The sequence below is a fragment of the Gracilibacillus salinarum genome (assembly GCF_022919575.1).
In the GTDB taxonomy this organism is placed as follows: Bacteria; Bacillota; Bacilli; order Bacillales; family Amphibacillaceae; genus Gracilibacillus; species Gracilibacillus salinarum.
In genome coordinates this window covers 4,247,969-4,264,092 of sequence record NZ_CP095071.1, presented here as the reverse complement: position 1 = coordinate 4,264,092, position 16,124 = coordinate 4,247,969, and the positions used below count along the sequence as shown (strand labels likewise).

The window sequence follows — 16,124 nt, the reverse complement described above, 5'->3', positions numbered from 1 at the left end:
CTCTATTGCTCGTTATCGTCTACCATCGCATTTAATCTTCTGTATTTCCCTGGAGTCATTTCTTTATATTCACGGAACTTGCGGATAAAGCTATTCTCATGCTGGTAACCAACTTCTAAGGCAATATCTGCTATTTTCATATTGCTTCTCGTCAGCAATTCCTGCGCTCGTTCCATTTTCAACCTCGTAAAATAACCGTAAATTGTATCATTCATCTCTTCTTTAAACCATTGACTGGCAAGACTGACACTTATTCCAACTGATTCTGCAATTTCCGGAATACCAATCGGTTCACTGAGGTGCATTGACATATATTGAATCATCTTGCGGCACTTGATATACCTTTTGGAATGGTGAAGTTTTTGAATGTTTTCAATTTTCTCTGAAATTCTGCCTTTAAATACTTTTGCTATATCTTCGACGTGCATCGTTCGAATATCCTCTAACGTTACGAAATCAGACGATGCCATCTCTTTATTGCGGGTAAATATTTCTTTTCGAATTTGTTCGATGAAATAAAAAGAAAGATCGGGACTAATCGTGCGTTTTGCCAGAATATCGAAGAAGCGTGTCACATTTTCAATTGATTGGACTGGCTCTTCCATTGAAATTGCTTTGACCAGTCGATCCATTTCGGCAATGTCTGCTTTGTCTTCTGCTGTCTCGGTTTCAGATACACGATTAATGGTGCTATACCCATCAAACAAACGATACTGTAATGCCAGTTCTGCTAGATTCAACGCTGTCTTGATCTCTTGAACGGGTACTTTTCCATCATGCATCCCAACTGAAACCGAATATCCTAATATATTCTCAATATTGGTAAGCGCTATCTTTAAGTGGTTTTCTAAATGAATTTTCCCTTCTTTATGCTGCAATAGAATGATCAGCTTTTCCTTGCCAATGTCTACTGCTTCCACTTCATAGTGAGAACCTAATACTTCCGTCAAGATATTTACCATCCCTGCTTTGACTACAGATCGATAATTACTTGTGACGTTTTCCTTCCAGTCTGGATAATGGTCAATTGAAACCATTAGCACTTGAAGATTGTCTTTCTTCCAATCAGAAAAATACGTTTGCCATTTTTCTCTCAGTTCGGATGCAGCCATTACTTTCCCAATGTATATGTCGTAGATAAATTTTGATTTCGCTTCTTGCTTCATTTTTCGAATCAGACTTTCTAATTGAGCATGATCGCTTACTAAATCATCGATAATATGCTCAAGATGCAGCAAGTCCCGCTGATAGGGCTGATCCGATTCTACTTCGAACAATTTTTTTAACCTTCGAATTGGCTTTAATTCAATCGAATGAATAAAGAAAATAGCAATAGCACCAATTATTAATGCAATAAGGGAAACAACAAAAACCACGTCACGAATTGTTTTCGATTTCGCTAATATACTTTCCTGTGATACCACAGATACATATTTCCATCCGGTAAATTCTGATTCTGTTTGATTCGCCAGCAAAACCTTGTCATTATATCTGATATTCGTCAGATTGCCCTCTCTGACTTCATGATTAATAAAATCAATTGTTTCTGCATCAAAATTACGATTACTAGTCTTATAGAGAATCGTGTTGTTAGGGTCTAAAATATACTGCATACTGTTCGAATTGGGATCCGTCGATGATTTAAGCTTTGCAAATAATTCCGATTCATTTAAATTAATCGCGACAACCCCTTGCACTTCCCCTTTGATGCTAATTTTTCGAAACAATGTAATATTTGAACCTTTATAGCGGGCACCATCTGGCAAATCACGATACTTTACTACCATTGGCTGATCTTGCAGCTCTTTTACCACGTCTGTCCATCCCGCATCATTAAATGTTGCACTGCTCGAACTATATCCTTGTGGAATCGCAACAAAACTATCTTTATTTGTATTATAAATATAAATGCTCTGTACATAGGAAGCGTTTTGTGTAATCGTTGTCAATTTATCGTAAATTTCTTTAATGTTTGGATAGGAAAAGGTAGTTGGATTCGTAATAAATCGAAATATGTTATTATCCAGTGCCAGTTTTACTGCAATTTTATCTGACTCCTCTATATATTCATCAATATAATGCATATTCATTTGCAGGATTTGTGATTGTGGTTCATTTATTTCCTGTTGCAGTATTTCTTTAGACGTATAATAAGAAGAAAAGCCAACAGTAAGTATAATAAACAATACGGGTATCATAAGTATTAAAAGCAGTCTTGTCTGGGTATCGGATAAATTTTTTCGAAGCATTTGCTTGAATCGGATTGGTAATAGCTTAGACATCTGCACACCTGCTTTCCTATTACGATCTTCTTATTTCAATCATGATTGTTATCACGACGCTAACCGTCTGTCCCCCCCACTGACTGATTGAAGTCTCACTTGTATATTATGTTTGGTCATCAGCTAACATTAATGATATTAGAAAAGCAGAGTGACTAACGCCATCCTGGAGAATGCTGGCGCTAGTCTGACACTACTTTTTTCATATTCTATTATTATTCCACTTTATCATACCATTCTTGCACGCGTTTGGTAACTTCTTCTCCTCCTGATTGCTTCCAGTTTTCAACGAACTCATCGAATTTATCAAGTGGCCACTCACCGATAACTATCTTCGTTAAATATTCCTGGAACAGTTTATGTGACTGGATATCTGGATAGCCTTGATAAACTGTACTTGGCAGACCATCGCCAGCAATTCTTCTAGCATCAGCTGTAGCGACGTCAAAAATATCCTTAATCATTTGCTGGTCTTCTTCTGGGAATGAATTATCAATACGGAGATCCATCGATTCTTCCGTTTGAAAATTTAACATCCCTAATGGCAATGGCGTCTCATCGGTTGCTGGAAGTAATACTTTTTCACCGTCAACGACTTCATGTTGTGCACCTTCTATACCATATTGGATAAAATCGGCATTCGCAGGGTCATAGAAGAAATCAAGCAACTTTAATGCATTGGCAGCATTATCTTCCGATGCTTTAGGAATTAACCACTCCGGAAGTCCCATGCTCTTCTGGGTGATGAATCCATCAAAGCCATCCACTTCAGGTAATGGCATTCCGCTCACATAAGCTTCCGGTGCTTCTTCTCTCATTGCAGCGAGCTTATCACGTAGATTTGCCGGCAGATGATACCAGCTGCCTACTAAATTATTATTAACTTTCGCTTGCCAGACGTCACCTTTATTAAGGAATGTTTCATTATCTAACAGTCCTTCTTCATATAGTTCACGAATAAATGCAATCGCTGCTTTCATATTTTCAGAGGTACCAGCGTAATTGATGTCACCATTGTAAATATCCCATTCCGGATACCCCTCCCACATCGCAACACCGAACATCGCAAACAAATGGTCCATCCATCTCCCAAACTCTCTTCCTGTGGTAGGAAGTTCATCTTGTTTGCCATTTCTATTCGGATCCTGATCTCTAAAAGCCATTAGCATTTCTTTATACTCATCCAATGTCTGAGGCATTTCCATTCCTACTTTTTCAAGCCAATCTTGTCGTAACAGTGCCGCACGCGAAGGAACTAAATAAACTTGTGGCACGTAATATATTTTTCCATCAGGAGAAGCAGTGCGAACTATATCCCATGCTTCCTCAGGAATCCTTTCCCAGACATGCGGTGCATATTTCGGTAATAATTCATCTAAGGCTAAAGCACCACCTTGATTGATAATGGTCTGTTCAACACCTCCAATCGGCCGTAATATATCAGGAAAATCTTCAGACGCAATCATCAGATTAATATATTCAGCTGGTTCAGAACCTGGTGGTGTTGTGATTAACTCGTATTCCACACCTGTTTTTTCTTTGACATATTGCACATGCGGATCATCACTGTCCGGGATTGTTCCTTTTCCCATATGACTTTTGAATACTGTAACAGTTGCCGATTCTTCTCCAGAGTTCTCTCCCTCTGTCGGATCATCTGTTTCTCCTGCCTGTTTATCATTCGAACAAGCTGTAAATACCGACAGTAGCAAGATTGCCAGCAATCCCAGCCATTGATGTTTAATTTGCATCTTTTTTCCTCCCCGAATGCATGTTTATCCTTATACAGAGATAAATCCTTTCTGAAAATGAAGTGACTAGCGCCATACGATCTAAGAACACTGGCGCTAGTCTAGCTTTCAATACTTTAAATCCAGCATTATTTCACTTTCTCATACCATTCCTGGACTCTTTTCGTTACTTCTTCCCCACCTGATTGGTTCCACTTTTCCACGAATTCATCGAATTTTTCAATTTCCCATTCGCCAATCACAATCTTCGTCAAGTATTCTTGGAACAGTTTATGAGACTGGATATCCGGATATCCTTGATACACTGTACTTGGCAAACCATCACCAGCAATTCTTCTGGCATCTTTTGAACTTACTTTAAAAATATCTTTCACCATTTGTTGTTCTTCTTCCGGGAAGCCGTTCTCGATTCGAATATCCATTGATTCTTCGGTTGTTAAATTTCTCATCCCTAATGCAACTGGCTTATCATCAGAGGACGGCAACAACACTTTTTTACCATCAACCACTTCATGCTGAACACCTTCAATACCGTACTGAATGAATTCTTCATATTCTGGATCATAGAAAAAGTCAAGCAGTCTTAACGCATTTGCTGCATTATCCTCTGATGCTTTTGGAATCATCCACTCTGGTTCACCCATGCTTTTTTGTGTAATATATCCGTCAAACCCTTCGACTTCCGGTAACGGCATACCAACAACATACGCATCTTCTGCACCTTGTTTCATTGCGGCATATCTTTCGCGCAAATTGGCAGGTAAGTGATACCAGCTGCCGACTAAGTTATTGTTAATCTTCGCAGTCCAGACGTCACCTTTATTTAAAAAGGTCTCATTATCCAATAATTTTTCTGCATATAATTCACGGATAAATGCAATCGCTGCTTTCATATTTTCAGAGGTACCTGCATAATTGATTTCGCCATCGTAAATGTCCCATTCCGGATAGCCTTCCCACATTGCAACACCGAACATCGCAAATAAGTGATCCATCCATCGACCGAATTCCCGGCCACTGGTAGGGAGTTCATCTTGCTTGCCATTTCCGTTCGGATCCTCATCACGGAAGGCGATTAACATTTCTTTGTATTCTTCTAGAGTCTCTGGCATTTCCATGCCTACCGCATCCAGCCAATCCTTACGCAATAATGCTGCACGCTCTGGGATTAAATATACTTTTGGTACGTAATAAATTTTTCCGTCGGGAGATGCTGATCTCACGATATCCCAAGCTTCTTCCGGGATTCGCTCCCACACATTCGGCGCATATTCAGGCAATAATTCATCAAGAGCAAGTGCCCCACCCTGATTAATCAATGTTTGTTCAACACCACCGATTGGTCGCAAAATATCAGGGAAATCTTCAGAAGCAATCATTAGATTAATATATTCCGCAGGCTCGGATCCAGGAGGTGTCGTCAATAACTCATATTCAACGCCCGTTTCTTCTTTTACAAATTGTACATGAGGATCATCACTGCCAGGAATTGTTCCTTTCCCCATATGACTTTTGAATACCGTAACAGTTGCCGCTCCATCACCAGACTCCTCTGATTTTTCACCTTCTGACTGGTTATCTGTTTCTCCTGCCTGTTCCTCACTTGAACAAGCAGTGAATAACGATAACATCAAGAATGCCAATAACACCATGAACCCCATCCAGATACGATTTCGTTGCATCTTGTTTCCTCCCCAGAATTAAATTTATTCTTTTATGGAACCTAATACTGCACCTTTCACAAAATATTTCTGCAAGTACGGATAAACCATGACGATCGGAATCGTTGCAAAAATAATCGTTGCCGCTTTTAATGTTGTCGTATTAAAATCAAAATCTCCCATAATTAAGTCAACCGCTGCTAATTGTTCCTCAGACGTAAAGAACGCACGCAGACGCATTTGTAACGGCCATAAACTCGGATCCCTCAAAAACAGGACCGCTGATTTGAACGTATTCCAGTAACCAACCGCATAAAACAAACCGATCGTTGCCAATACTGGTTTAGACAGTTGTAAATAAATCTGGAATAGCAAGCGAAACTCATTACAGCCATCAATACGTGCCGCATCATCAATATCTTTCGGTATCCCAAGAAAAAACGTACGAACGATGACCATGTTAAAAGTACTGATTAAACCAGGAATAATTAATGACCAGATCGAATCCATTAATCCTACTTCTCTAACCGTTAAAAAGAATGGAATCATTGGTGCATTAAAGATCATAGTCAGCACCATAATTAACATAATTGGTCTGCGCAATAAAAACTCTTTTCTTGATAATGGAAACGCTGTCATAATCGTAAATAACATACTAAGAATTGTACCGACTACTGTTATAAAAACTGTAACACCAAAGGCACGCCATAATACTTCATTTTGCAGAATATGCTCCCATGTGGCAAGTGTAAAATTCACTGGAATTAAAAATACTTCTTTAGAATCAGCAGCTATTGGCGAACTGAAGGAAACCGCTAATAAGTGAAGCAAAGGCGCAATCATGGTAGATGCTAACACAATCAATACCAGATAATTAAACACCTGAAATATTCGTTCTCCTATTGTTTGTTTCATTTACCACAGCCCCTGTTCTGATTTTCTCGCAAGACGGTTAAAAATCCATAATAATGCAAATCCAATAACAGATTGGAATAACCCAATTGCTGTCGTCAGACTGTACTGTCCTTGCAGAACCCCAGCCCGATATACATATGTTTCAATAATATCACCTACGGAATACGTCATCGGTGTCAGCAAGTTGAATATTTGATCGAACCCTAGTTCAAGGAAGTTCCCAATATTCAATAGAAATAATACCGCGATGGTAGGTAACATTAAAGGGAGTGTAATATAGATGGTTTGCTTAAAACGATTGGCTCCATCTATGACAGCCGCTTCATAAAGACTAGGATTGATTGCCGTTATCGCTGCCAGATAAATGATGGTACCCCATCCGATTTCTTTCCAAATACCAGAAATAATGACAATTGTTCTAAAGTACGCTTCTTCCTGCATAAACAAAATTGGTTCAAAACCTAACATTTCGCGAAAAGCATTTACAATTCCTTGATTGGCCAACAGTTCAAATACAATACCGCCAACGACCACCCAAGAAAGAAAATGCGGTAAATAAAATAAACTTTGCACTGTTTTCTTGACAATCAGTACTCTCACTTCGTTAAATAATAACGCTAAGATAATTGGTGCAGGGAATTGAAATACTAACTGATACAGTGCTATTAATGCAGTGTTTCGTAATACTTCATGAAAATCCTGATAATGCAGAAGCATTTTAAAGTTTTCCAAACCGACCCACGGACTTCCTAAGATTCCGTTGAAAATCTGATAATTTTGAAACGCGATGACACTACCCATAAGCGGAATATACTTAAAAACAATATAAAAAATAATTCCGGGTAAGATCATTAAATAAAGCATCCAATGCCTGCGAATATTTTTGATCAGTCTGTTCTGTTTGACTCGATCCATTTTACTGCTTTTATTAATAATCGCTTGATCTGCCATGCACTCCCTCCTTTCTGTTTGGTTGATCAAATCATACCCCGAGACAATATGAAAGCGCAATCAACCAATCACATAATAACTATTCAATTCCTATAATCACGCTATTTGGAGGATTGGTTCATTAAATGTTAGAAATGTTTGTTCTAAGGAACGCCAAGGGATTTGAGAACATTTCGGTAAGGATGCAGGTAAGATTTAACACCTTCCCAATTCGGATTATGACTAGACTGTATATCGGTAGCTACACCATTATTTTTACAATTATCTACTTCTCGCTAATAGAAAAACCGGGCATAACCCGCCCGGTTCTAATTGACTTCATTAATAAACAACTTCCTATAATATGGATTATGTCAACTAAAGCTGTATGGCAAAACGGTCATTTTGAAATATTTTATCTGCGTTGCAAAGCTCCGGAAATAGGCTCCGCGTCCTGTGGGCACGGCTTCAGCTAGGCTACTACTTGAAATAACATCTGTGCTGCCTTGTGCCGAGGAAGCTTACCTCGAAGCGATACTAGAAGACACAGGCACAGACTAAGTGGATCTTCAGCTCGCGCTGAGGCATGAGGAGTCTCCGCCTATTTCCTACGCTTTAGGGAAGTGCTACAACTTATGGAACAGTTAAAAACAGTGGTTCTAGGCATGATGTTATTATTTATTCAGTTCCTGTTATATATAGTGATGAGTGATCAATATGCTATCTCTTACAAACATTGTGGAGTACCAATCCTAGCGTAGGCCAACCACGGAGACTCCCGCGGGATTATGCAGGCGCTGAAGATCCACTTTGTGAAGCGATCTTCTTCACAAAGTTAGCTTCAGCCGTGCCCCGCAGGACGCGGAGTGGTTGGCAGGAGCGGTATCCTAGCACATTAAATATCTCAATATGGATGCTTGGCTAGCGATGGCTAGTTGACATAATCCATATTATAGGAACTCAGCTTTATGTTCCATATGATTACTGCTGTGACTGCACTTTTATACTTTCTTGACTGATGATATAAAAAAAGCGTTCAGCATCTGAATGCTGAACGCTTTGTGTTATTCTGCTGCTACTTGCTCGATCTTTGTTTCTGCTGGTTGCTCTTCTTTTTGTTGTGAAGTTGATTTCACTCGTTTGATAAAGAATGCTAATATCAACGCAACTGCCGCAATAAAGGTCGAGATAAAGAAGGTAAAGTTAATTCCGTTTAACATCGCCAGATTTAGTATTTCCTGAGGAATACTTTGTTCGGCTCCACCTGTAACTTGGCTTGGATCTAAGTTTCCAGCAGCAATGTTTTCCTGAACAATATCTGTTGCACTTGATTCGGTACGCTTATTCATGATCGTAATTAACAATGCGGAACCGATCGCACCAGACACTTGCTGTAACGTATTATTCATTGCTGTACCATCTGGATAGTTCGCAGCTGGCAGCTGATTTAAACCATTTGTCATAACTGGCATCATAACCATGGACATACCGAACATTCTAAAGGTATAAAGAATAACCAAAGTTGAATAAGCAGTGTCCATGCTAATATTACTAAAGAAGAAAGTAGTTCCAGTCGTAATCGTTAGACCAATAATCGCTAATACCTTCGCACCATATTTATCAAACAATCGACCTGTGATTGGAGACATAATCCCCATTATTAATGCACCCGGGAGCATTAATAAACCAGATTCCATAGGCGATATACCACGAATCGTTTGAATATAAATCGGCATCAAGATCATAGCCGAGAACATCGCCATCGCAATGACGATTGAAATAGCAGATGCTAATGCGAACATTGGGTATTTATAGATTCGGAATTCAAGCATTGGCACATCCAATTTGAGCTGACGGACAATGAAAGAAACAAGACCAATGGCACCAACAATAATGGTACCGTACACCCACGGGTCACTCCAGCCGTCATCACCAGCAGAGCTGAATCCGTATAATAATCCTCCAAAACCTATACTTGAAAGAACAATCGAAAATATATCTAATTTAATTTCGCGCTTACCTGTAATATCTTTCAATTTAAAGATCGAAATAATTAACGATAAAGCAGCTATCGGAAGTACTATATCGAACAGCATTCTCCAGCTGTAATGTTCCACAATCCACCCTGACAAAGTGGGTCCAATAGCAGGAGCTGTAATCATAACAATACCAAAAGTACCCATTGCCGCGCCACGTTTTTCAATCGGGAATGCATTTAGCATAACGTTCATAAGTAATGGCATCATAATTGCTGAACCAGATGCTTGAATCATTCTGGCAGCTAATAATACACCAAATGCCGGAGCAATACTTGCTAAAAAAGTACCTAACGTAAACAGAGTCATCGCTGTAATAAATAATTTCTTATCAGAAAATCGCTGAATTAAAAAAGCACTTGCAGGAATTAATATACCATTGATAAGCATATAACCTGTTGAGAGCCATTGCACAGACGTAGCATTCACTTCAAATTCAGTCATTATCGAAGGCAAAGCTACATTTAATAAAGTTTCATTTAAAATAGATACAAACGCACCGATAAACAAAATCGCAATCATGCCATAAGGTGGTTTTTTTTCTATTGAATGGTTGTTTGACATTCGTGTATCCTTCTTTCCATTATAGTAGTTAAATGAAGTACTTACTTATTCTATACCTATAGTTCAATAATTGCAATATATATTTTTTCCCATATTAAAAAACGTTGATATTTTAGTGTTTATTCGGTAAAATTAAATTATACCATCGTTATAAAAAGGGTGAAAAAATGAACGATACACGAAAAAAAGTCATTGATGCTGCCCACTCCTTATTTGTCAAAAAAGGGTTTGCAGCTTCCTCTATACAAGACATACTTGATAAAGCAGAAATTTCGAAAGGAACGTTTTACAATCATTTTCATTCCAAGAACGATTGTTTACTCGCCATTCTTTCCTACGTGGAAGATCAGATAGATACGGAACGCCAAAAGATTGCAATTGGCAAAGAAAAAGACAATGAAGAAGTCTTCATCGAACAAGTCGCAATGAAAATGACGATGAACCGTGAGCATAATCTGATGACAGTATTTCAAACGGTTTCCATCTCTGAAGACGAACAATTGAAAGCTTATATGCATCGCGCCCACGCAAAAGAACTGAAATGGCTTGCTCAAAGAATAGCGGATATTTACCCTGCTGACGGAAGTCGTTACACAATGGACCATGCGATTATGTTGCTCGGCAGTATTCACAGCTTTCAATTCGTGGCTAAGTTAGGGTCTGGTCAGACACCAGCCATTGAGAAAGTCATTCGTTATGTACTTAGACGAATTAAATCGATGCTTGCTGTTCAAATAGAAACACAAGAAACGTTCTTCCAGCGACAATGGTTAGATCATGACTTACACACAAATGAACAAGACCAGCAGCAGACACTTTTTCATCAATTAAAACTATTAGAGACCGATTTACGAAATAATGGTAACGACAAAAAACATGCCTACGTCCAATTTCTTATTAATGAATTACAAGCAGAGGAACCAAAATATTTCTTGATCGAAAGCGTCTGCCAATCCATGTTACAAGCCTTTACTGATTCGCCATTAGAACATGAGATTCAGCAAGTAGTCCATCTGATTTACCATTTATATTTATAAAAAACTATGACATGACACAAGCTACGCTAGTAAATAAAACGTGGACTTTTGTGAAGCGGTATTCTACCACATAAAAACATGTCAATAAAGAGAGACTTTGATCAGTGATGGTTTTGACCCCCACTGATCATTAGCGAAACTTATCAGGCTGTTAGCGTCTGTTTACTCCCATTTCAAGCTTCTTTGTGATACTCGAAGCTTGAAATGGGAGTCTTACAGACGGTTAGCGCCGTGATAAATGCTAATAGCCGAACATGACATAAATAGATGGTTTGTCATGTTCGGCTTTAAATTTAGCTCTTGCTTATTCCGAAAAATCACTAGCAAATAAATTAGTTTAGTGTTAAACTAACCATAAAGTTTAACACTAAACTTTTTTAAACTACTGAAAGGAACGAATCAATTGGAGAACACAAATATTTTTAAATTAATCCATACGATTGAGAAAATTAACAACGAACACATCATTCATTTCACAAAAGCTTATTCTTACCCGCTCGGTATTTCACCTATATTAGCATTGTCTGAATTACGTTCACACGGCGCTTTGAAACAGGTAGAGCTCGCTAATACGCTCGGCTACACAAAAGGAGCTATGACAAATATTGCAACGAAACTGGTCAACCTCAATCTTGCTGTTAGACAACCAGATGAACACGATAAAAGAACGATACGAATGATGATCACGCCAGAAGGAGAAAAAGCACTTTCCGAGGCACAAACAATAGGAAAAAAATTATTTATGGACATCTTCGAAGTATTAAGTGAAGAAGAATTAAATCAATATTTAATGATTCAAGAAAAATTATTAGAAGCGGTCACTAAAGAAAAACGGTCATAACCAAACTGGACACTAGGTCACATAATAAGTGTTAGAAGAGATTACGAATTTATGCTCTCTCAACCTTAACTATTTGAAAATAACAAAAACGAGGAGGAAAGAAAATGAGCAGATTAGCAGGTAAAGTAGCACTAATTACAGGTGGAGCCCGGGGCATGGGTGCTTCGCATGTCAAATGCTTCAAACAAGAAGGCGCAAGCGTAATGATTGCAGACATATTAGAAGAAGAAGGTAGAGCATTAGCAGATCAATTGGGTGGCAACGTACAATTTAAGAAGCTGGATGTGACAAAAAGAAACAATTGGCAAGAAGTGATTCAATATACAGAAGATATTTTTGGGAAGATCGATATTCTCGTCAATAACGCTGGCATCAGTATGAATAAATCATTCGAAGAGATTACAGAAGAAGACTATCGAAAAATCGTGGATATCAATCAGATTTCCGTCTTCTTAGGCATGCAATCTGTTCTCCCTGCTATGAAGAAGACTGGCGGTGGATCAATTGTCAACATTTCGTCCATTAATGGGATTGTTGGTGGAGCAATCGGCTATACAGATACAAAATTTGCAGTAAGAGGAATGACAAAAGCAGCTGCACTCAATCTAAGTCCCTACAACATTCGAGTAAACTCTGTTCATCCAGGTGTCATTGAAACACCGATGATCATGCAGGAGGATTCCAAAGAGACAATTGAAACATTCTCCAAGCACATTCCTGCCGGCAGAGTAGCAAAACCAGAAGAAGTAACGCAGATGGTACTCTACCTCGCTTCCGATGAATCCAGCTATAGTACCGGGTCCGAATTTATCGTTGACGGTGGATTAACCGCACGATAAACTTTTCCAAAAGAATCCCCATTAATAAGAAAGTCCGGCAAACCCTAACCGGTCCGAATTGACTTAATTAATAAACAACTACCTATCTCCCTATTCAGCATGATTACTTCTACGACTGTACTTATATACTTTCATTGCTTACAAAAAAGCCGCAGTAACCACTGCGGCTTTTTTTCGCATACACTTGATCCAGTCCAAATCTCTGTAGGCATATAAAGGATTCTTTGTTTATGTCGATTCATGCCTACAGCATTTCTTCAATCCAAGCATATTGTTATTACAAAGAATATGTAACAACTAACAAAATAAATGGATGTATGTCATCAGAAGGTGTGAAGCAATTGAAAATCATGACTGTATTAGGTACAAGACCAGAAATTATCCGGTTGAGTCTTATTATAAAAAAGCTAGATCAATTTGCTGACAAACATACCCTAGTTCATACCGGTCAGAATTTTACCGCAACACTTAACGATGTTTTTTTCGATGAGTTAGATGTGCGTAAGCCGGATTATATATTAGGTACTAATCAGCTTACATTAGGTGAACAATTATCTCTACTCTTTCAAGATCTGGAAAAAATCATTCATAAGGAAAAACCAGATAAAGTCCTTGTCTTAGGAGATACCAACAGTGGTTTAAGCGCCATTCTTTCCGAAAGAATGGGGATTCCTGTTGTCCATATGGAAGCGGGGAACCGCTGTTTTGATTTGGAAGTACCGGAAGAAAAGAATCGACGAATCATCGATGCTGTCTCTAGTTGCAATCTGCCTTACACCCCCAACAGTAAAGAAAATCTTCTAAGAGAAGGAATACAACCAAACCGTGTCTTTCTATCCGGCAACCCTATATATGAAGTATTAGAGCATAACCGGGCAAAGATTGAACAAAGCACCATACTTGACCGGCTGCAACTAAAGAAAGACGGTTATTTTCTAGCAACATTTCATCGAGCGGAAAATGTAGACCATGCAGATAAATTAGCAGAAATACTCAAAGGATTGAATATGGTTGCAGATATTTTTCAAAAGAAAATAATTTGCAGCGTGCACCCAAGAACGCGATCACGTATCGAAGCAAGCTCGGGATTACCTGAACATCCCCTCGTTGAATTTCATGAGCCATTCGGATTCTTTGATTTTGTCAAATTAGAGAAAAATTGTCTTTGTGCCTTAACCGACAGTGGCACGGTACAAGAAGAATGTTGTTTATTTCACATTCCTACCGTAACAATCCGAAAAACAACCGAAAGACCTGAAACCATCGAATGTGGCAGTAACATGTTGTCTGGCATCGATGCACAACAAATCGCTCAGTCAACTCGCGTAATGATCAAACAATCACGAGATTGGACTTTTCCAGAAGGTTATGATCACCGCAGTGTATCAGATAAAGTAATTAAGATTGTCATGGGAGGCATGAATTATGTTTAAAGATCAAACGATACTGATTACAGGCGGTACTGGTTCATGGGGATATGAATTGGTACGTCAGCTGATTTTATTTGAACCAAAAGAAATCCGAATCTATTCTCGAAATGAATCAAGTCAATTTACGATGCAACAAGAATTCGATAATCACCCGTTATTGAAATTTGTCATTGGAGATATTAGAGAAAAAGATGCGTTAACCGAAGCGTGCCAGGGTGTTGATTATCTCTTCCATCTTGCCGCACTGAAGCATGTTCCCGTTTGTGAATATCAACCACTTGAGGCATTAAAAACAAATGTTCACGGTACACAGAACGTCATTGACGCTGCCATCGAGTGTGGCGTCAAAAAAGTGTTATACATCTCTACAGACAAAGCCGCAAATCCCTTTAATTTCTATGGATTGTCGAAAGCAATGGGCGAACGTCTTATCATTCATGCCAACACCTTAAATAGCGCAACCCAGTTCGTCTGTATTCGTGGTGGTAATGTGCTCGGAACTAACGGCAGCGTCATTCATGTTTTGAAAAAACACATGAAAGAAAAAGGAAAAATCGGTATTACCGATTTAAATATGACTCGTTTTTTCTTAACTATTGAAGATGCGATTCGGCTTGTTTTTAAAGCTACAGCAGAAAGTATCGGTGGCGAGATATTTGTGATGAAAATGCCAGCATGTAAAATTCTCGACATTGCACAAGTGTTAATTGACGCTTCAAACAGAAAAGATATTGCTATCGAAGTAATCGGAACAAGACCTGGTGAAAAAATCCACGAATTATTGTTGTCTGATAACGAAAGCCAAACAGCCATCACCTATGATGAAGAATATTTCGTTATTTTACCATTTATTCACATCGATGGTTTACAAGAGCATTATAAGGATTATCCATCTACTAACCTTGCAAACTATAATTCGAGCAAAGATTTAATGTCAAAAAAAGAGATTCATGCAATGCTCGCTAAAGGGAGGTTCATCTAACATGAAACTGTTAGTCCTTGGCGGTCATGGTATGGCAGGCCATGTTATTACACATTACTTTATGCAGAAAAGCAACTTCCAAGTTTTTTATACATCGAGAAATAAGGCAGACAAAGATAGCATCTATTTAGATGTAACGAATTCTACAAGACTAGAAGAAATAATCGATATTATCAAACCTGATTTCATCATTAACTGTATCGGTGTTTTAATTGAATATGCAGAGAATAATCCAGAGATGGCTCATCAAATAAACAGCATCCTTCCCTATCAAATTGCCAAATTAGCGGACAGATATCAAAGTAAACTGATCCATCTGAGTACTGATTGTGTATTTTCTGGAAAGAAAGGCAATTACACAGAGGATGATGAAGCGGATGGCACAACGATTTATGCACAGTCAAAAAAACTAGGGGAAATCAAGCAGGATAATCACTTAACCATACGCACATCAATTATTGGTCCTGAATTAAAAGAGGACGGTCAGGGGTTATTTCTCTGGTTTATGAAACAGCAAGGTCAAATTAAAGGATTTGAGAAGGTCTTATGGAACGGTGTGACAACATTAGAACTAGCAAAAGCGATCGACGTCATGATAGAAAAAGAGATAACTGGATTAATACATGTCGGCGCCAAACAGAAAGTTTCAAAATACACACTGTTAAAAATGATCCAGGATATTTTCGATAAACAGGACGTAAAAATCATTGCCGATGACCAAAACAAGCTGGATCGCACCGTTAAAAGTAACCGTAGCGATTTCAGTTATGAAGTACCCTGCTATGAGAACATGCTTCTAGACATGAAAGAATGGATGGAACAAAACCATTTACTATATAATCGCCAATAAAATGGA

Annotated in this window: 12 protein-coding genes; 6 read left to right on the top strand and 6 right to left on the bottom strand. The window is 38.5% G+C overall.

The features are described 5' to 3' along the window. Positions 1-2: 2 nt before the first annotated feature. From MUN87_RS19955 to MUN87_RS19930, 6 genes are all read right to left on the bottom strand, one after another. Positions 3-2,282 carry an AraC family transcriptional regulator gene (locus MUN87_RS19955; RefSeq protein ID WP_244743368.1) on the bottom strand — a complete coding sequence of 760 codons (2,280 nt, stop codon included), beginning with the start codon at positions 2,280-2,282 and terminating at the stop codon, positions 3-5. A gap of 215 nt (positions 2,283-2,497) precedes the next feature. Further along, positions 2,498-4,033, bottom strand: a complete 1,536-nt coding sequence (locus MUN87_RS19950; RefSeq protein WP_244743366.1) for an extracellular solute-binding protein — start codon at positions 4,031-4,033, stop codon at positions 2,498-2,500. Positions 4,034-4,161: 128 nt separating this feature from the next. Beyond that, positions 4,162-5,715, bottom strand: a complete 1,554-nt coding sequence (locus tag MUN87_RS19945; RefSeq protein WP_244743364.1) for an extracellular solute-binding protein — start codon at positions 5,713-5,715, stop codon at positions 4,162-4,164. A gap of 24 nt (positions 5,716-5,739) precedes the next feature. Continuing rightward, positions 5,740-6,609: a carbohydrate ABC transporter permease gene (locus MUN87_RS19940; protein WP_244743362.1), complete on the bottom strand. Its 870-nt coding sequence runs from the start codon at positions 6,607-6,609 to the stop codon at positions 5,740-5,742. Beyond that, on the bottom strand, positions 6,610-7,524 hold the full coding sequence (locus tag MUN87_RS19935; RefSeq protein WP_244748028.1) for an ABC transporter permease: 915 nt from the start codon (positions 7,522-7,524) through the stop codon (positions 6,610-6,612). Positions 7,525-8,603: 1,079 nt separating this feature from the next. Continuing rightward, the gene (locus MUN87_RS19930; RefSeq protein WP_244743360.1) at positions 8,604-10,139 is read right to left on the bottom strand and encodes a DHA2 family efflux MFS transporter permease subunit; all 1,536 of its coding nucleotides are present in this window, start codon (positions 10,137-10,139) and stop codon (positions 8,604-8,606) included. 167 nt (positions 10,140-10,306) lie between these two features. Between MUN87_RS19930 and MUN87_RS19925 the strand changes: the two genes are divergently transcribed. The 6 genes from MUN87_RS19925 to MUN87_RS19900 all read left to right on the top strand — a co-directional run bounded on the left by MUN87_RS19925 (position 10,307) and on the right by MUN87_RS19900 (position 16,118). Further along, on the top strand, positions 10,307-11,176 hold the full coding sequence (locus MUN87_RS19925) for a TetR/AcrR family transcriptional regulator (RefSeq protein WP_244743358.1): 870 nt from the start codon (positions 10,307-10,309) through the stop codon (positions 11,174-11,176). A 403-nt stretch (positions 11,177-11,579) separates the two neighbouring features. Then, positions 11,580-12,017: a MarR family winged helix-turn-helix transcriptional regulator gene (locus MUN87_RS19920; protein WP_244743356.1), complete on the top strand. Its 438-nt coding sequence runs from the start codon at positions 11,580-11,582 to the stop codon at positions 12,015-12,017. A gap of 104 nt (positions 12,018-12,121) precedes the next feature. Further along, positions 12,122-12,856: a glucose 1-dehydrogenase gene (locus MUN87_RS19915; protein WP_244743354.1), complete on the top strand. Its 735-nt coding sequence runs from the start codon at positions 12,122-12,124 to the stop codon at positions 12,854-12,856. Positions 12,857-13,197: 341 nt separating this feature from the next. Beyond that, entirely contained in the window at positions 13,198-14,289 is a 1,092-nt protein-coding gene (gene wecB / locus MUN87_RS19910; RefSeq protein WP_244748027.1) for a non-hydrolyzing UDP-N-acetylglucosamine 2-epimerase, read from the top strand. Further along, the gene (locus MUN87_RS19905) at positions 14,282-15,268 is read left to right on the top strand and encodes a polysaccharide biosynthesis protein (protein ID WP_244743352.1); all 987 of its coding nucleotides are present in this window, start codon (positions 14,282-14,284) and stop codon (positions 15,266-15,268) included. Before wecB ends, MUN87_RS19905 begins: the two co-directional genes overlap by 8 nt. 1 nt (position 15,269) lies before the next feature. Next, positions 15,270-16,118, top strand: a complete 849-nt coding sequence (locus MUN87_RS19900; protein ID WP_244743350.1) for a dTDP-4-dehydrorhamnose reductase family protein — start codon at positions 15,270-15,272, stop codon at positions 16,116-16,118. Positions 16,119-16,124 lie beyond the last annotated feature (6 nt).